This window comes from Deefgea tanakiae (assembly GCF_019665765.1).
GTDB lineage: Bacteria > Pseudomonadota > Gammaproteobacteria > Burkholderiales > Chitinibacteraceae > Deefgea > Deefgea tanakiae.
In genome coordinates this window covers 2049049-2065649 of record NZ_CP081150.1, presented here as the reverse complement: position 1 = coordinate 2065649, position 16601 = coordinate 2049049, and the positions used below count along the sequence as shown (strand labels likewise).

The following is a 16601-nucleotide window of genomic DNA, read 5'->3' as shown; positions in this document are numbered from 1 at the left end:
CTTGCAATGAAAAATCGGCTATACGTGATAGCCGATTTGAATTTTACGCATTTCAGAAGATTATTGCTCTTCAGTTGCGCGTTGTTTTCGTGGCATTTGAATGCCGAGTTGTTTGAGTTTTCGATACAAATGCGTTCTTTCTAAGCCAATACGCTCCGCAACGCGGCTCATATTGCCATTGGAAAGCTCGATTTGGCGCTCTAAGTAAAAACGCTCAAATTGATCTCTGGCTTCACGCAGTGGCAAATCAAGGTCGATTTGCGGTAAAGGCATTGCTTGCGGCGCTACGCCTAAAGTCGCTTCTTGCGAGTTTGGCGAGAGCTGAGTCAGCAAACGGCTCACAGGCAAGATATCAATATCACCATCGCGCCCTGTGATCGCCAGACTTTTTACCACATTAGCCAGTTGATCAATATTGCCCGGCCATTCTTGCTGGCTGAGCAATTGCAGTGCTGACTTAGAAAAACGACGTGGCCCTAATTTATTACTGCTGACCGTTTGTGCGAGCAAAGCTTCAGCTAAAGCCGCTACATCTTCTGCATGAGCTCGCAATGGTGGAACCGCAATAATAATCTGTGTGAGCTGGCGTACTAGTTCAGGTTCGCACTGATTGATGAGCTGATCGAGCGGGCGGCTTGATGCAGTGACCAAACGAATTTTGTATTTCTCAAGCTTTGGCAGCAGATTGAGTAATCCTGCTTGCGCCTTGCGGTCTAGCCACGCAATATCCCGCACGAAGATTGTTCCACCTGTGGCGCGATTCAAAATATCTTGTGGCGGTAAGGCGAGTTCTTCGTTCGAACTTGGCGAAATGAAAGGAGTGTTTGGACGCGTTAAATGTCGCGCACACGTTTCAAAGCCGGATCCTGGTTCGCCGGTGAGGGTAATAGGCAGGGTTTGGCTTGCAACCTGGTCAAGCGCCTCACGCAGCGAGTTGATCGCTGTGCTATTGCCGAGGCTCTGCAAACCCTGTGTCGGCTTTACCGCATTGGCAGGCTGTGAAAAAGCCCGCTTTACGGTCGCCAATAATTTTTGCAAACCAATTGGCTTTTCGAGGAAATCCAAAGCGCCAATGCGGGTCGCTTCAACGGCGGTATCGACAGTCGCATGACCTGACATCATGACGACGGGCATCGTGAGTTGGCCGTTGCGTGCCCATTCTTTGAGCAACGTCACACCATCCGTATCTGGCATCCAGATATCTAATAAAACGAGGCGGGGCTCGCCTTGGTTACGGTATTGACGTGCAGCCTCTGCATTTTCAGCGAGTGCAACGCTATACCCTTCATCCAGCAAAATTTCAGATAAAAGTTCGCGGATGCCGATTTCGTCGTCGACGATTAATATATCTTGATTAGCCACTAGTTGTTTCCTCCCAGAGCGGCAGCTCGATCCTAACGTAAGCACCGGTGGCATTACCCACCTGAACGCGTCCGTGATGTTCTTCGATGATTTTTTTCACGATCGCTAAACCCAGTCCCGTGCCTTTGGTCTTAGATGTAACATAAGGCTCAAAAACGCGGGGCAGTAGATCAGCGGGAAAGCCTTTGCCGCTATCTTCAATATAAAGACGCGCCCATTTTTCGTCTTTTTCTACCAAAAGGCAAATCCTTTGCTCTGGAGCATCGGCAATTGCATCTTGGGCATTTTGCAACAAGTTATGAATAACCTGCCGCAAATGAGTTGGATCACCATTCACCATCAATGATCCGTGTTCTTTAAAGTCGCATACGATCGGCGCTGCTTCGTATAGGACGAGAATCTCTTTTAACAATTGCATAAAGTCGAGCGGCCGTTTTTTGCCTGATGGTTTCCTCGCATAATCGCGGAAAGCGTCGACCATTTGTTTAAGTGCAGCGACTTGCTTCACAATCGTTTGGGTGTTTCGTTTTAGAAATTCGGCGCCTGACTCATCGAGTTTATCGACTAATTTCATTTCCATCCGCTCTGCTGAGAGCTGAATCGGTGTGAGTGGATTTTTAATTTCATGCGCTAGACGTCGCGCCACTTCACCCCATGCAGCATCCCGTTGGGCGGATAGTAACTCAGTGATGTCATCAAAAACCATGACGTAGCCATGTAAATCTTCGCTGCCATCAATTTTTTGCGTCAGCCGAGTACCACGCACCAAGAGAACGCGTTTTTCTGCATCCAGCTCAATTTGCCGTTGCCAAATCTCATCATCGGATAAAAAACCATGGATGGTGTGCGCAAAAAATGCCGTTAGACTCGGATAAGCTTCATTCCATTGCGAGAGCGGTAAAGTACCGATTCGGTTAGGGTCTAAGCCTAAAATGCGTAATGCACTGTGGTTGGCCGACTGTAAGTGCCAATCTTCATCGAGCGACAAAACCCCTGCAGAGAGCGAGCCTAAAATCGCTTCTACATAAGCCTTGGCTTCTGCTTGTTCGGCTTGGTTCTGCTCCAAGGTATCGCGCGCATCTGAAAGCTGGCGCGTCATCCGATTAAATGAGTGCGTCAAAATCCCTAGCTCATCGCGGCTGATAACGGGGTGCTGTTGAGTAAAGTCGCCTTGTGCCACGGCACGCGTTCCTGCCGCTAGTACGGATAGTGGCGCAGCGAGTTTGTCCGAGAGGTAAATGGCTAGCGCCAATGCGCCCAAAAGAGCCATTGTCAGAGCCATAGTCAGCGTTAAGCTAAATATGAGTTTTAAACCTGCTCTTGATTGCGACAGCTGCTTGTATTCACTTCTCACTTGTTCAACTAACTCGGCATCTTGTGCTAGTTGCCGCGGTACAGGTTGTATCAGTTGGAGTAATTTGACTCGATTAGAGAGCTCGCTGCCTGGCAATTGAACAATAACCCGCATGATTAATCCATGCTCAGCATCGCTTTCGATGGCTTTGTAGTTACTCCGCTCGGCTTCGCTAATGATTTTACGATCCGGCAGGTTTGGCATTAAACCTGCATACTCATTGCCAATATGGGCATGGACTTGGCTATTTTTGTCAAAGAGTGTGATTTCTTGTACGCCGGTTTGGTCGCGTAGTTTTGAAAGTCGCTCTAGCAGCACACTCATGCTGTTGTCGTGAATGTCCCAAGCGATGACATTCGCTTTGCGCTGGAGATCATTGAGTTGGTAGTCGATGGCATTACGGCCTAAATTTAGCCCACGATCCAATGCATTATCAACTCGAACGTCAAACCAAGTTTCGACTGAACGATTTAAAAACTGCACTGATAGCGTGTAGACCAAGGCGCCTGGCAAAACCGCCACCAAGGAAAACATCAAAACCATACGGATCGTTAGACGAGACCCAAAAACTTTGCTTTTGACGCGTTTCAATAGTTGAGCAAGACGAGAGCCTACTAGTATCGCAAGGGCTAATAGTAAAATGCCATTGAGTGTGAGGATGAGTTTGTAATACTCGGAGAGTGTCGAAGCATTACCTGATGCAGAAGCGAGTAAAAAGAGTAGGAGCGTTCCTAGGATGCCAAGGAAAACGAGCAGCTTTTTCATTGTATCGCCTCTGCTGCGCTTGGCGTGCTGCGTTGTAACTCTTGCCAGCCTGAATCAAGTTGCCAATCCGCATCGCCTAAGGCGGTCAGTTGGTATGACTTTGGTAATTGGGTGTGATCAAGGCGAAAACGAATTTTTCCAGCAAAATCTTCCGGAGAAATATTGCTTCCATCCAATACGGACCAATTTTTTAGAATGGCCAACGCAAGAAGGGCTTCTTCTGCGGTATTAAAATTTCGGCTTAAGCCATTGGTATTTAATCGATACTGGCGAGTGAGCGGTTGATAGCTTAAACGGTAGGTGATGCTGGCATTGGGGGTGAAGCCATCCGCCATACTACGGTACCAAGAATAGATTAAAGGTCGTGTGAGCTTAAAATCATAGGTAAATGGTAGAGACAAGCCATTTTTGAGGGCGGTTTCAATTTCTGGTGACAGCACTACGGTATAACGAGCAGAAAGTTCAATTCTGTTGCTGCTAAATTCAACGTCGGACTTGAGGGTTTTGATGCTGCCGGCATGCACATAAAATGTGCATAGCAGCAGCAAAGTAGCAACGAGATGTTGCCAATTACGTTTTTGAAAAAAGTGCGTAATAAAAACCATCATGTTCCGCAGTGGGTAAAAGCTGGCCATCTATCGATTGGCCATGAGGCAATGCTTGGCATGGTAAATCTACACGCTTTGCATCAGGATGCCGCTGTGCAAAGGCTTCCGCTGAAGCCGCATTTTCTATAGGGAAAACAGAGCATGTAGCGTACAGCAGTTTGCCATTTGGCGCTACGAGCGGCCATAAAGCGTCGAGCATTTTGGCTTGTTGCTTGGCAAATTTGGCGATGTCTTCATTCCGGCGTAACCACTTGATGTCAGGATGGCGCCGAGTAACGCCGGTTGCTGAGCAAGGCACGTCAGCTAGGATTCGGTCGTATTGTTGACCATCCCACCACGTGCTTGGTTCTGCCGCATCACCAAGTAGCAAGGTTGCTGATTTATTTAGGCGTTTTAGGTTATCTTCTACGCGTTTTAGGCGGCTTGCATCGTTGTCGAGCGCAGTTAACCGTACATTAGCTAACTCTAAAATATGCCCAGTTTTGCCGCCAGGTGCTGCGCAAGCATCGAGCACCGATACTCCATCTTTCAGGTCTAGTAACTTTGCTGCGGCTTGTGCACCCCAATCTTGTACTGAAACCCATCCGTCGAAAAAGTGTGGTAAAAAATCAACACTTGTAGGGCGATTGATACAAATAGCCGTGTCATCAAGTGCTTTGGCTGCGATATCAGCTTCATTCAATAAGGCAAGGTAGGCATCAACGGTGGTGTGCTGAGGATTGATGCGCAAGGTCATCGGTGGGTGCTGATTGTTGGCTTCAAGTATGCTCATCCATTGCTCTGGATACGCCGATTTCATCGTTTTTATCCACCAAGCAGGGTGCGAATATTGCCCCACTTCACTGACTTGGGCGCGACGCACTAATTCGTCTTTGCCACGTAAAAAGCTACGTAGTACGCCATTGACAAGACCTTTACCAAAGCCGCTACCGGTTTGTGCCGCGACTTTGACTGCGTGGTCGACAATGGTGTGTGGCGCTGTGCGTGAGAATTGCAATTGGTAAAGACTGATCAGCAAGAGGGATTTGAGTTCGGCTTCGTGCAAGGGGCTGCGCAACAGTTGTTTTAAAATCCCTTCCATTAGACCAAGTTGGCGCAAAGTGCCATAGCTAATATCCTGAATTGCGCCACGTTGACCTGATTCAAGTGCCGGATTGCTTCTCCAAACGGCATTGAGCGCTTCAGTTAGGTTTTTGCCAGCTAAAACCTGTGACACAGTTTGGCCGGCTAATTTTTGTGTTAAAAACATAGTTATTTCATCCAAATAATGAGCCCGACCAAAAGTCGGGCTTTGATGTATTGATCTGTAGTCTTTATTTAAATTGGGCTTCGGCGAGATACATGCGCTTAATTTTGCCGTGGAAAGCCCATGCTTCTGAGGCGTGCTACGCGTTCTTCGGTACGTGGGTGAGTACGAAATAAATCCTGTAAGCCGCCACCGTGCAAAGGATTGATGATCATCATTTGCGCTGTGGCGGGATGCGATTCAGCGGTATGAAGTGGAATGCCGCGGGCAAAAGACTCTATTTTGAGTAGTGCATCAGCTAGTGCTGCTGGATCACCAGAGATGCGCGCACCACCTGCGTCAGCTTCAAATTCACGTGAGCGAGAAATGGCCATTTGAATGACGCTGGCGGCGAGTGGGGCAAGTAGCGCCAAAGCAATTCGCGCAATCGGGTTCATGCTATTTCCGTTGCTGTCACGCCCGCCAAAAAACATCGCTAAGTTGGCGAGTGCCGAAATCGCGCCCGCCATCGTGGCAGAAATCGTTGAAATCAGAATATCTCGGTGTTGAACATGCGCCAATTCGTGCGCCATGACGCCACGTAGCTCGCGATAAGACAGAACACGCATAATGCCGGTTGTTGCAGCTACGGCGGCGTTCTCTGGATTGCGCCCCGTGGCAAAAGCGTTGGGTTGGTCTTCATCGATTACATAGACTTTGGGCATCGGCAAGCCAGCGTTGCGGGCCAGTTCTTCGACCATGCCGTAAAGTTCGGGTGCGGAACGTGCATCAACTTGATGCGCGTTATACATCTTGAGCACCATTTTGTCGGAGTTCCAGTAGGCAAAAATATTCATGCCGCCGCCAAAAACGAGCGCCATCAGCATGCCACTTTGTCCGCCGAGCATGCCACCCATCACCATGAACAAAGCCAAGATCGCGGCCATGAGTAGCGTGGTTTTAAACCAATTATCCATTTTGCGGTCGCCTTACTTTGTATACAAACTAAGATTTAAGCGCTGATATCAAATTGCATGCCGACTTCAAGTGGCGTGCCCGCCAAAAAAGCGGTGGTGCTGAGACGTTTTCCACCTGATTTTTGTAGCTCAGTAATGCGCAATGCGCCGTTGCCGCAGGCGACAGTGATGGCTTCTTTATCAATCTCAATGATTGTGCCTGCCGTTCCACTATCTTGTACTGGGGTGGCGCCCCATATTTTAATCATGCTGCCATTTAAAGCAGATTGCGCGCTAGGGAAAGGGTTGAAGGCCCGGATTTTTAAATCGAGCTGTGTTGCACTCTCTGACCAGTCGATCTGCGCTTCTTCTTTACTCAACTTTTCTGCGTAAGTTACGCCATCTTTGGGTTGAACTTCGCTTGCTAATTTATCCAAGTTAGCTAGTGCTTGCACAATTGCTTGCGCGCCTTGTGCTGCTAATTTGTCGTGCAATGTTTGTGCATTGTCTTGCGCAGTGATTGGTGTGGTGTGAATCGATAGCATGTCGCCTGTGTCGAGTCCTGCATCCATCTGCATGATGGTAATGCCGGTGACTGAATCACCTGCCAATATGGCGCGTTGAATTGGTGCCGCACCACGCCAGCGTGGTAATAGCGAAGCATGAATGTTGAGGCAGCCAAGTCGCGGCAAGTCTAAAATCACTTGCGGGAGTATAATCCCGTAGGCTGCGACAACCATAGCGTCTGCATCAATACCCATTAGAGGTGCTTGTTGCTCAATCGTCCGAAGTTTTTCTGGTTGGTAGATCGGCAAGTTTTGCTCAAGTGCGACCATTTTGACCGCCGAAGGGGTGAGCTTCATGCCACGACCGCTCGGACGATCTGGTTGGGTCAATACCAACACAATCTCATGGCCAGCAGTGATCAAAGCACTGAGGGCTTCAGCAGCAAAATCGGGCGTACCTGCAAAAATAATTTTCATTGATCTGTATTGTTAAATAGAGTGGAATGGGTGAGCTGTTTTGTGCCGTCTATGAGGGCTGATCAGCTCAATAACTCCAAAGCCGTTGTTCGTACTGGAAATAAATCACAACGGCTTTGAGTAGTGATTACATGGTTTTCTTCTGGTTTTTTTTGATTTTTTGCACAATGCGGTTGAGCTTGAGTCTAGAGAGCTTTTCGACAAAAATTTTGCCGTCTAAGTGATCCATCTCATGCTGAATGCAGATAGCGAGTAAACCGTCGGCATGAAGCGTGATCGGTTTGCCATGACGATCAAGCGCTTTCAAGCTCAACGTTTCGGCGCGCTCAACCTCTTCATAAATGCCAGGGACTGACAAGCAACCTTCTTCATAGGTGGTGTACCCATCGGCGTTTATAATTTCTGGATTGATCAAAACGAGTAGGTCGTTTTTCTCTTCTGAAATGTCTATAACGACTAAACGTTGGTGAAAGTCCACTTGCGATGCGGCCAAGCCAATACCTGGCGCGGCGTACATGGTTTCTGCCATGTCATCGATTTGACGTTGAAGGACTGTGTCAAAAACAGTCACAGGCTGCGCAATTGTGTGTAAGCGCTCGTCGGGATAGTGCAGAATGTTTAAAATTGCCATGTTTGCTTGCTAGACCAAAAGTTTATATGCAGAATTAATAATAGATAATCTATAGATTATATTATATTGGATATGGGTTGATTTGGTTGCTAAATCAAGCCTCTATTTGATGAACTTCTTTTGAATTTTGCCTGCAGGTTGAAAATCTGCAAGAACTGGGCTCAAATTATTATGCGCAAATCCATTATCTCTTTGCTTCTCGTCGCTGGTTTTATGTCTGCACCGCTGCTGGCTGATGAACTAAAACTTGCTAAGAACGCCCCTGATCGTTACGTTGTCGTGAAGGGCGATACCTTATGGGGCATCTCAGGTAAGTTTTTAAGCCAGCCTTGGCGCTGGCCAGAGATTTGGCAGCTCAATAAAGAAGAGATTAAAAATCCTCATTGGATTTACCCTGGTGATGTGATTGTACTTGATACTTCAAGTGGCCAACCGCGATTAAAACTACTCAAAAATCAAAAACTGGATGGCCGTGGTGGGAATGGCAAGCTAAGCCCAAGAATTCGTGAGACGCCTTTGTCTAACGATGCGATTACTAGTATCCCACATAGATCGATTGAGCCTTTCCTATCCAAGCCGCTAGTGATGAGTGTGGAAGACTTTACTGCCGCGCCACGCATTGCCGCTGGTCCTGATAATCGCTTATTGTTTGGCCCTGGCGAGCAAATTTATTCAGTAGACTTTGTTGGTGCAGAGGAAGGTGAGACTTGGCAAGCATTCCGCAAAGGTAAGCAACTGACTAATCCCGATGATCCAAAAGAAGTAATTGGGATTGAGGTGAATTACCTAGGTGATATTCGGGTTAAGCGAGAAGGTGATGTTGCAACTTTAGTGGTCGTAAATAGCCGTGAAGAAATCACAGTTGGTGATCGCCTGATACGTGCTCCTGAAAAACCATTCATTAATTATGTGCCTCATTTACCTTCACAGGACATCTCTGGAAAAGTGATATCAACTTATGGTGGTGTCACTGAAGTTGGCTCATTGATGACTGTTGTGCTTAATAGAGGTGCACTTGATGGCGTGGATATGGGGACGGTCTTGTTTTCATATAAAGCGCCACGAGAAATCAAAAAAGAGCTGAGTTCTGAACCGACTCGATTCACTCCACCTATCAAGAGTGGCAATTTATTCGTATACCGCGTGTTTCCAAAAGTTTCGTATGCGCTAGTGATGGATAGCACCTTGCCAGTAAATGTCGGTGACGAAGCTAAAGCAGAGGCTGCTGTTGCGGCAGAATAAATTTGCTTGATGCTGATTTAGAGAGTTGGCTACGATTATCCCTAGTTTCAGGCTTAGGGGTTCGTAGCCAATTGCTTTTATTACGCACCTTTGGTGAGCCTGCAGCAATTTTTTCTGCATCAAGAGCAGAACTGAAGGGCTTGGTCTCTCCTGCATTGATCGATGGAATTTTGCATGCGGCACACAAGCATGATTTTCCTGAGCGCCAAGTAACAGCAGATTGGCTTGAGAGCGAAAATCACGCTTTAATCACGCTGGATGATCCGTCTTATCCCTCTCAATTATTGTCTTTACCTGACCCACCAACGCTTTTGTACGCCAAAGGCAACTTGAAATTACTGAAAAAGCCCGCACTCAGTATTGTAGGAAGTCGCAATTCAACACCGCAAGGCGTCAGTAATGCTGAGGCGTTTGCTCTGCATTTGTCCAATGGTGGTATGTGTATTGTAAGTGGTTTAGCCAGTGGCATCGATGCCGCTGCCCACCGAGGTGGTTTACTCGGTAGTGGCTCAAGCATCGCAGTGATCGGAACTGGGATAGATCGTATTTATCCTGCGAGTAATCGAGATTTAGCGCATCAGCTAGCAAAAGAGGGATTGATTTTATCGGAGTTTGCGCTGGGTTCGCCGCCGATTGCGGGGCACTTTCCACAACGGAACCGAATTATTGCTGCGCTGGGGTTGGGCTGCCTGGTGGTCGAGGCGGCTCTGGGTAGTGGCTCATTGATCACTGCGCGACAGGCGGTCGATATTGGCCGCGAAGTTTTTGCTATTCCAGGCTCTATTCATTCGCCCGTTGCCAAAGGCTGCCATGCACTGATTAAAAATGGTGCCAAGTTGGTTGAATCGGCCGATGATATTTTGGCTGAGTTGTGTTTTGGTAATGATTTATTTTCGACTTCAACGCAAGTAGAAGAAACTACGACCGTGCATGAGTCTGACTCGTCGTTTTTAGATCAATTGGGTTGGGATCCGATTGATCTAGAGACATTAATTGAGCGGACTAGCTTGACGAATTCCGCGCTGTGCGAGATTCTGTTGTGTTTGGAATTAGAAGGGAAGCTGGCTTCTTTGCCTGGCGGACGCTATCAACGCATTGGCGGTGGGGGTTAAATTAGATTATGTTAGAAGTCCTTGCTTACCTTTTTGAGCAGTTTTACAACGCAGATGGCTTGCCGGATATGTCTCAGTTGGCCAAAAAATTATCTTTGGCGGGCTTTGAGGGAGAAGATATCCATGATGCTTTGACATGGTTATCTGAATTGAAACAAATAGATGTTGCCCCATACCAATTGCTAGATACAAAAGAATTGGGGTTTCGTTCTTTGCATCCTATTGAGTTGGAGCGCTTGACTGAAGAGGCGGCTGTCTTTTTGCATGCATTAGATGCCACTCGAGTACTCAGTGCGGGTGAGCGCGAATTAGTATTAGATCGACTTTGGCGTGAACCTGACGGTGAAGTCGCGCTAGAGCGAATTAAATTAATAGTTTTAATGGTGATTTGGCAAAAACGCGATGCGTTGACCAATCTACTTATCGAGGAGTTGTTGTTTGGTCGTGAAGGTTTTGCCTTACATTAAGGCTCGCTGCACCACACACTCCAGTTTTCGAATCTTTGCTGCCTTGGGGAACCATGCCGGCCAATCTCTTAATCGTTGAGTCGCCTTCGAAAGCGAAAACTCTGCAAAAATATTTAGGTAAAGACTTTCAAATTCTTGCCTCCTATGGTCACGTCCGTGGATTAGTTCGTAAATCGGGCTCGGTTGACCCTGAAAAAGACTTCAAAATGAAGTATCAGGTCATCGAAAAAAACAAAAAACATGTGGATGCGATTTGCGATGCAGTTGAAGCTGCTGACCACGTTTATCTCGCATCCGATCCGGACCGCGAAGGTGAGGCCATTTCTTGGCACATCATGGAAATTCTTAAGGCGAAAAAATTAATCAGCCCTGAGAAAACGTTTAAACGCGTTGTGTTTCACGAAATTACAGAAACTGCAGTGTTGCACGCAGTCGCTAACCCGCGCGATATCGATTTCAATTTGGTGAACGCGCAGCAAGCGCGTAGTGCCTTGGATTATTTAGTAGGCTTTAATTTGTCGCCATTGCTATGGCGAAAAGTGCGAACCGGTTTGTCTGCAGGGCGGGTACAAAGCCCTGCGCTGCGCTTAATCTGCGAGCGCGAGATCGAGATTCGTGCTTTTAATCCGCAAGAATATTGGTCGATTCATCTCGATACCAAAAAAGGTCGAAGCAAAGTTGCAGCTAAGCTCACCACGTGGCAAGGCAAAAAGCTCGACCAATTTGATATTCCCAATGAAGCTGAACAAACCACCATCTTAAACGGCTTGGCCGGCAAAGATGCCGTAGTCCACTCGGTTGAAAAGAAAAAGAAATCCCGCAGCCCAGCTGCGCCATTTACTACGTCGACTTTGCAGCAAGAAGCGGTGCGTAAACTGGGTTTCACAACTGATCGTGCCATGCGTACTGCGCAGCAGTTGTACGAAGGTATTAATCTTGGCGGTGAAACAGTCGGCTTGATCACCTATATGCGTACCGATTCGGTCGCCTTATCGAATGATGCCTTGGCAGAAATTCGTGGTTATATCAGTGAGCATTTTGAGAAAGAGTACCTGCCAAAAGATGCAATAGCTTATAAAAATAAAGCTAAAAATGCACAAGAAGCGCATGAAGCGGTACGCCCAACGTCGATTCATCGTACGCCAGAATCAGTCAAAACATTCTTGTCGCCTGAGCAATTTAAGCTGTATCAAATGATTTGGAAGCGCACGCTATCCTGTCAGATGACCTCGGCCAAGTTTGATACCGTTGCTGTGGATATTGCAGTGGGCGGTCCAGAAAACTTGTTCCGTGCAACGGGGCAAACTTTGGTATTTCCTGGCTTTATCGCCGTGTATCAAGAAGATGCCGATGATGTGGATGACGATGAAGACGAAGCACGCCTACCGGTAATGACCGAAGGTGATGCGCTGCCAGTCGAAAAAATCTTCGGCGAGCAACATTTTACACAGCCACCACCGCGTTTTACCGAGGCGAGTTTGGTGAAATCGCTCGAAGAGTTCGGCATTGGTCGACCTTCAACCTACGCATCGATTATTTTCACGTTGAAAGATCGTGAATATGTCATTTTGGACAAAAAACGCTTCACACCGACCGATACCGGTGAAGTCGTGAATAAGTTTTTGTCTGAGCATTTTACGCAGTATGTAGATTACAATTTCACTGCGAAATTGGAAGACAAACTCGATGAAATTTCGAATGGTAGCCGCGAGTGGATCCCGGTTCTTGATGAGTTCTGGCTTAAATTTCACAAGCAAGTTGAAGAAAAACAAGCGCTTTCGCGGGCAGAAGCAACGCATGAAGCGATGGATGAAGACTGCCCGAAATGTGGCAAGCACAAACTGTCAATTCGCTTGGGTCGCCGTGGTCGTTTTATTAGTTGCAGTTCTTATCCAGAGTGCGATTACACGCGCAATATTGGCGATGATCCTAATGCTGCGCCGCTTGAGCCTGAAGTCGTTCCTGATCGGACGTGCCCGAAATGCGAGTCACCGCTGCATATCAAGTTGGGTCGTTACGGTAAATTTATTGGCTGCTCGGCTTATCCAAAGTGCAAGCACATTGAGCCTTTAGAAAAACCGAAAGACACGGGGATTGAATGTCCTGAGTGCCATAAAGGCAGCCTGATTGAGCGTAAGAGCCGTTACGGTAAATTGTTCTATTCATGCAATACTTATCCAGATTGCAAATACGCAACGTGGAATCCACCAGTAGCTGAAGCTTGTCCGCAATGTAAATGGCCGATTATGACGATTAAAGTCACTAAGCGCCGTGGGACCGAAAAAGTTTGTCCGCAGAAAGAATGCGGCTACAGTGAAGTATTAATACCGCCGCCAGAAAAAGAACCAAAATAAGCTTAACGGGAATCGAATCGGTTCCCGTTTTTCGTTGCTAGTTTTAAAACTAACATGAATGTTACGTGGGGCTGTTGTGCTACCAGAGAATATGTCTTCTAACTCAAAGCAATTCCACATGCATGAGGCTTTGGCGCTCTATCAAACCTATTTTGATGCGTTTGATAATGTGGTGAGTTTGCTGGCGAATGCTGAAGATCCAGAGTCAATTTTGGAGATGTTGCGCACGCTCGCAGAAGCATCGCACAGCAGCATGTCGGGTTTATATTTGAATGAGGCGGACGGGAAAATAGCCCGCTTGGTGGCTGCATGGCGTGATGAAGAGTGCCATTTGGCAAAAAATACCCCCCAGCCGTTTGTCTCTCTAGAGTACGAGCAATATCCTTTACTGGCCGATACCCTTGCTGTGGGTATGGTTCTAAATCGATCTTTGCTTGAACTACCTTTAGCGGAACAAATGCTATTGGCGCAAGTGGGAGTTCGACAATTACTCTGTATTCCTTTGCTGGATAACGGCCATTTATTTGGGTTTCTGATTTTTTTAAATGATGATGAACGGCAGCAGCGAGAAAGCACTGAGTTGCGTTTATTGTCGATGTTAGCCAACCACGTTGCACAGGCTTTGCTTAAAGCCAAGGTGGAAGCTGAATCTTTAGCGAATCAACAGCGTTTACGCGCCCTAGTGGGCGGAACACAAGACATGGTGTTTGAGTTAGAGCCTAATGGTGTCATTTGCCAAGTTTGGTCAGGCCACCCCAGTTTACCGCCGATTGAAGCCATTTTAGGTCGGCCGCTCACTGTGGCACTGCCATTTGAATTGGCCAGTGAATTGGTTCATCGCTTGCCAAAATTATTGGCTGGACAGGCCAGCATGCAGTTTCACTGCACGTTGAGCATGGAGAATATTTGTTTTCTGGTTCGTCTGCAGCCAGTGAGCGCGGGTAGTAAATTGCATGCGGTGGTCTTAATGCAAGACGTGACGGTGTTGATGCAAGACGCCGCTCGTAAAAAGACCATGCTTGATACGCTGAATCTGCTCGAAGAGGCGATTGTTGATTTATCACCTGCGGGGCATTTAACTGAAACAACGGCGGTGTGGCCACGCTTACGTGGCATCGATCCACGCAACTTAAGCCAAGACCTAGGTCGGTCTTTATTGTCTTGGGTTTATCCTGAGGATAATGGCCTCGTCGGCGGCATCATTGCCCAAATGGTCAAAACGGCAGAAGCATCCACAGTGCGTTTTCGTTTGATGCGTGAAGACGGTGAGTTCGTTTGGGTTGAAGCTCGCTTAATTGCCCACAAAGGGGCGGATGGCAAGGTGGCGGGTTTGCGTGGCGTGCTGCGTGATGTCACCGTGGCCCATTTGAATGAACAGCATATTACTCAGTTGGCTTTGTACGATGGCCTGACTAATTTACCCAATCGCTTATTGCTCGACGATGAATTGCATCGTGCAATCGATCAGGCCCGCGTACAAAATTGCAAAGTAGGCCTTGGTTTTATCGATTTGGATCATTTCAAACAGATCAATGATGCATTTGGGCATAAAACGGGTGATGAACTTTTGGTGAGTTTATCTAAGCGCCTTAAAGCGGTCTTGCCCGAAGAGGCCGTGTTGGCGCGCTGGGGTGGTGATGAATTTATTGCCCTAATCCCTAACCTGACTGATATCAATCAGCTCAAACAAATCGCCGAACAGCTTCGTGGCGCTGCTCGCGAGTCAATTAGCATCAATGGCATGGAAACGCAGCCGACGATTTCGGTGGGTTTTGCTATGTATCCCGACAACGCAGAGAGTGGCGAAGAGCTGCTGTCTGCAGCTGATCACACCATGTATCACGCGAAGCATGCGGGGCGCAACAATGCCTGTTTCTATAGCGATATTGTTCATTTGAAAGCATTGGGTCGCGAACACGTCGCGATACAGTCGCGTTTGTCGAGTGCGATTAAGCATGGTGGTTTACAAGTGTTTTATCAGCCGATTGTTAATTCCCGTACTGGTGAAGTGATTGCGGTTGAGGCTTTGGCACGCTGGTTGGACGATAAAAGCGGCTGGATTAGCCCGGAATTATTTATTCCGATGGCGGAGAAAGTAGGGCTGATTCAAGAGTTGTCTGAGCAAATCATGTTGATCGCGTTTGCCAAATTGCGAGACTGGCGTGATAGCGGTTTAGCGCAAAAAGTCATGATCAATATTTCGCGTAGCCAGCTATTTCTACCTAATTTTGTAACGCAATTGGTTGAACGACTAAGCCAATTCCGTTTGCGTCCTTCCGACATTATTCTAGAAATCACCGAAAGCGTGGCTTTAACGGATTATTCGCGGCAGATGCGGCATTTGCGGCAATTGCGTCTAGCTGGATTTGAGTTGGCGATTGATGACTTTGGTACGGGTTATTCTTCGCTGTCGCAATTACATGAAATGCCAGCGCAAATGTTGAAAGTTGATGTCTCTTTTGCTCAGCGCTTGCATACGGAAGAAGGGCGGCGAGTCATGCAGGCCATCGCACAAATGGCGCAAGGCTTGCAGTTGGACTTAGTGATAGAGGGTGTTGAAAACCTTGAAACTGCACGCTTTTTGCAAGGACTTGGCGTGAACTATATGCAAGGCTTTTATTTCAGTGAAGCTGTGCCTGCTGGTGTAGCCGAGTTATGGATGCGCTTGGGTTTAATGGCGAAGATGTGATTGAGGTATTGCTTTCTAGGTATTATTTTTAATGGCCTTTATTGAGATACCTATGCAATAAAAAAGATGACCTAGGGTCATCTTTTTTATTATGTAAATCAAACTCGCTGACTTATTGGTGCATAGGCGCCAAAATTTGGCGCAAGAATTGTTTAGCGCGATCAGATTGTGGATTGGTGAAGAAACTCTCTGGCATTGTGTCTTCAATGATTTCACCGTGATCAAGGAAAATGACACGATCCGCTACTTCGCGGGCAAAGCCCATTTCGTGGGTGACCACCATCATCGTCATGCCTGACTCTGCCAGTTGCTTCATCACGCTAAGTACTTCACCGACCATCTCTGGATCGAGTGCGCTAGTTGGCTCATCAAACAGCATGACACGTGGATTCATCGCTAAACCACGTGCAATCGCCACCCGTTGCTGTTGGCCACCGGAAAGATTGCTGGGGTAAGCATCTTTTTTATTGGCCAAACCCACACGCTCAAGCAATTCAAGTGCTTGTTTGTTTGCTTCGGCAGGCGCGATTTTTTTTACGTTGATCGGTGCTAAGGTAATGTTCTCAAGGACCGACAAATGCGGGTACAAGTTGAAATGCTGGAAGACGAACCCGACTTCTTCACGTAATTTATTGATATTGGTTTTGGTGCTATTGGCTTGAATTCCATCGACCCAAATTTCGCCATCATTAATTGCTTCAAGCTGATTAATGGTACGAATGAGCGTTGATTTTCCCGATCCTGATGGTCCACAGACGACCACAACTTCACCTTGTTTCACCTCAAGATTGAGATTTTTTAAAACATGGTGGTCGCGGCCATACCATTTATTGACGTTTTGGAAGCGAATCAT

At 47.2% G+C, this 16601-nt stretch carries 13 protein-coding genes; 5 read left to right on the top strand and 8 right to left on the bottom strand.

Going from position 1 to position 16601, the window contains the following annotated elements; all coding sequences use genetic code 11:
* Positions 1-60 precede the first annotated feature (60 nt).
* From K4H28_RS09710 to def, 7 genes are all read right to left on the bottom strand, one after another.
* Positions 61-1362, bottom strand: a complete 1302-nt coding sequence (locus K4H28_RS09710) for a sigma-54-dependent transcriptional regulator (RefSeq protein WP_255573491.1) — start codon at positions 1360-1362, stop codon at positions 61-63.
* On the bottom strand, positions 1355-3481 hold the full coding sequence (locus K4H28_RS09705; protein ID WP_221005010.1) for a sensor histidine kinase: 2127 nt from the start codon (positions 3479-3481) through the stop codon (positions 1355-1357). The genes K4H28_RS09710 and K4H28_RS09705 overlap by 8 nt, the downstream gene beginning before the upstream one ends.
* Complete coding sequence (locus K4H28_RS09700; protein ID WP_221005009.1) at positions 3478-4089, bottom strand: DUF4390 domain-containing protein; 612 nt, start codon at positions 4087-4089, stop codon at positions 3478-3480. The genes K4H28_RS09705 and K4H28_RS09700 overlap by 4 nt, the downstream gene beginning before the upstream one ends.
* Complete coding sequence (gene rsmB, locus K4H28_RS09695; RefSeq protein WP_221005008.1) at positions 4052-5338, bottom strand: 16S rRNA (cytosine(967)-C(5))-methyltransferase RsmB; 1287 nt, start codon at positions 5336-5338, stop codon at positions 4052-4054. The genes K4H28_RS09700 and rsmB overlap by 38 nt, the downstream gene beginning before the upstream one ends.
* 98 nt (positions 5339-5436) lie before the next feature.
* Positions 5437-6291, bottom strand: a complete 855-nt coding sequence (gene htpX / locus K4H28_RS09690; RefSeq protein ID WP_221005007.1) for a zinc metalloprotease HtpX — start codon at positions 6289-6291, stop codon at positions 5437-5439.
* 35 nt (positions 6292-6326) lie between these two features.
* The gene (gene fmt, locus K4H28_RS09685) at positions 6327-7253 is read right to left on the bottom strand and encodes a methionyl-tRNA formyltransferase (protein ID WP_221005006.1); all 927 of its coding nucleotides are present in this window, start codon (positions 7251-7253) and stop codon (positions 6327-6329) included.
* A 127-nt stretch (positions 7254-7380) separates the two neighbouring features.
* Positions 7381-7884 (bottom strand): peptide deformylase, encoded by a 504-nt coding sequence (def, locus tag K4H28_RS09680; RefSeq protein WP_221005005.1) that lies wholly within the window; start codon positions 7882-7884, stop codon positions 7381-7383.
* A gap of 171 nt (positions 7885-8055) precedes the next feature.
* Here def and K4H28_RS09675 point away from each other — a divergent pair, with 171 nt between their 5' ends.
* From K4H28_RS09675 to K4H28_RS09655, 5 genes are all read left to right on the top strand, one after another.
* The gene (locus K4H28_RS09675; RefSeq protein WP_221005004.1) at positions 8056-9126 is read left to right on the top strand and encodes a LysM peptidoglycan-binding domain-containing protein; all 1071 of its coding nucleotides are present in this window, start codon (positions 8056-8058) and stop codon (positions 9124-9126) included.
* A 2-nt stretch (positions 9127-9128) separates the two neighbouring features.
* The gene (dprA, locus tag K4H28_RS09670; RefSeq protein WP_221005003.1) at positions 9129-10238 is read left to right on the top strand and encodes a DNA-processing protein DprA; all 1110 of its coding nucleotides are present in this window, start codon (positions 9129-9131) and stop codon (positions 10236-10238) included.
* Between the two features lie 8 nt (positions 10239-10246).
* Positions 10247-10705 (top strand): DUF494 family protein, encoded by a 459-nt coding sequence (locus K4H28_RS09665; RefSeq protein ID WP_221005002.1) that lies wholly within the window; start codon positions 10247-10249, stop codon positions 10703-10705.
* 53 nt (positions 10706-10758) lie between these two features.
* Complete coding sequence (gene topA / locus K4H28_RS09660; protein WP_221005001.1) at positions 10759-13059, top strand: type I DNA topoisomerase; 2301 nt, start codon at positions 10759-10761, stop codon at positions 13057-13059.
* A 91-nt stretch (positions 13060-13150) separates the two neighbouring features.
* A complete protein-coding gene (locus K4H28_RS09655; protein ID WP_221005000.1) occupies positions 13151-15748 on the top strand; it encodes a sensor domain-containing phosphodiesterase in 2598 nt (865 codons plus the stop codon).
* A gap of 112 nt (positions 15749-15860) precedes the next feature.
* Here K4H28_RS09655 and K4H28_RS09650 read toward each other — a convergent pair whose 3' ends face one another.
* Complete coding sequence (locus tag K4H28_RS09650; protein ID WP_221008015.1) at positions 15861-16601, bottom strand: amino acid ABC transporter ATP-binding protein; 741 nt, start codon at positions 16599-16601, stop codon at positions 15861-15863.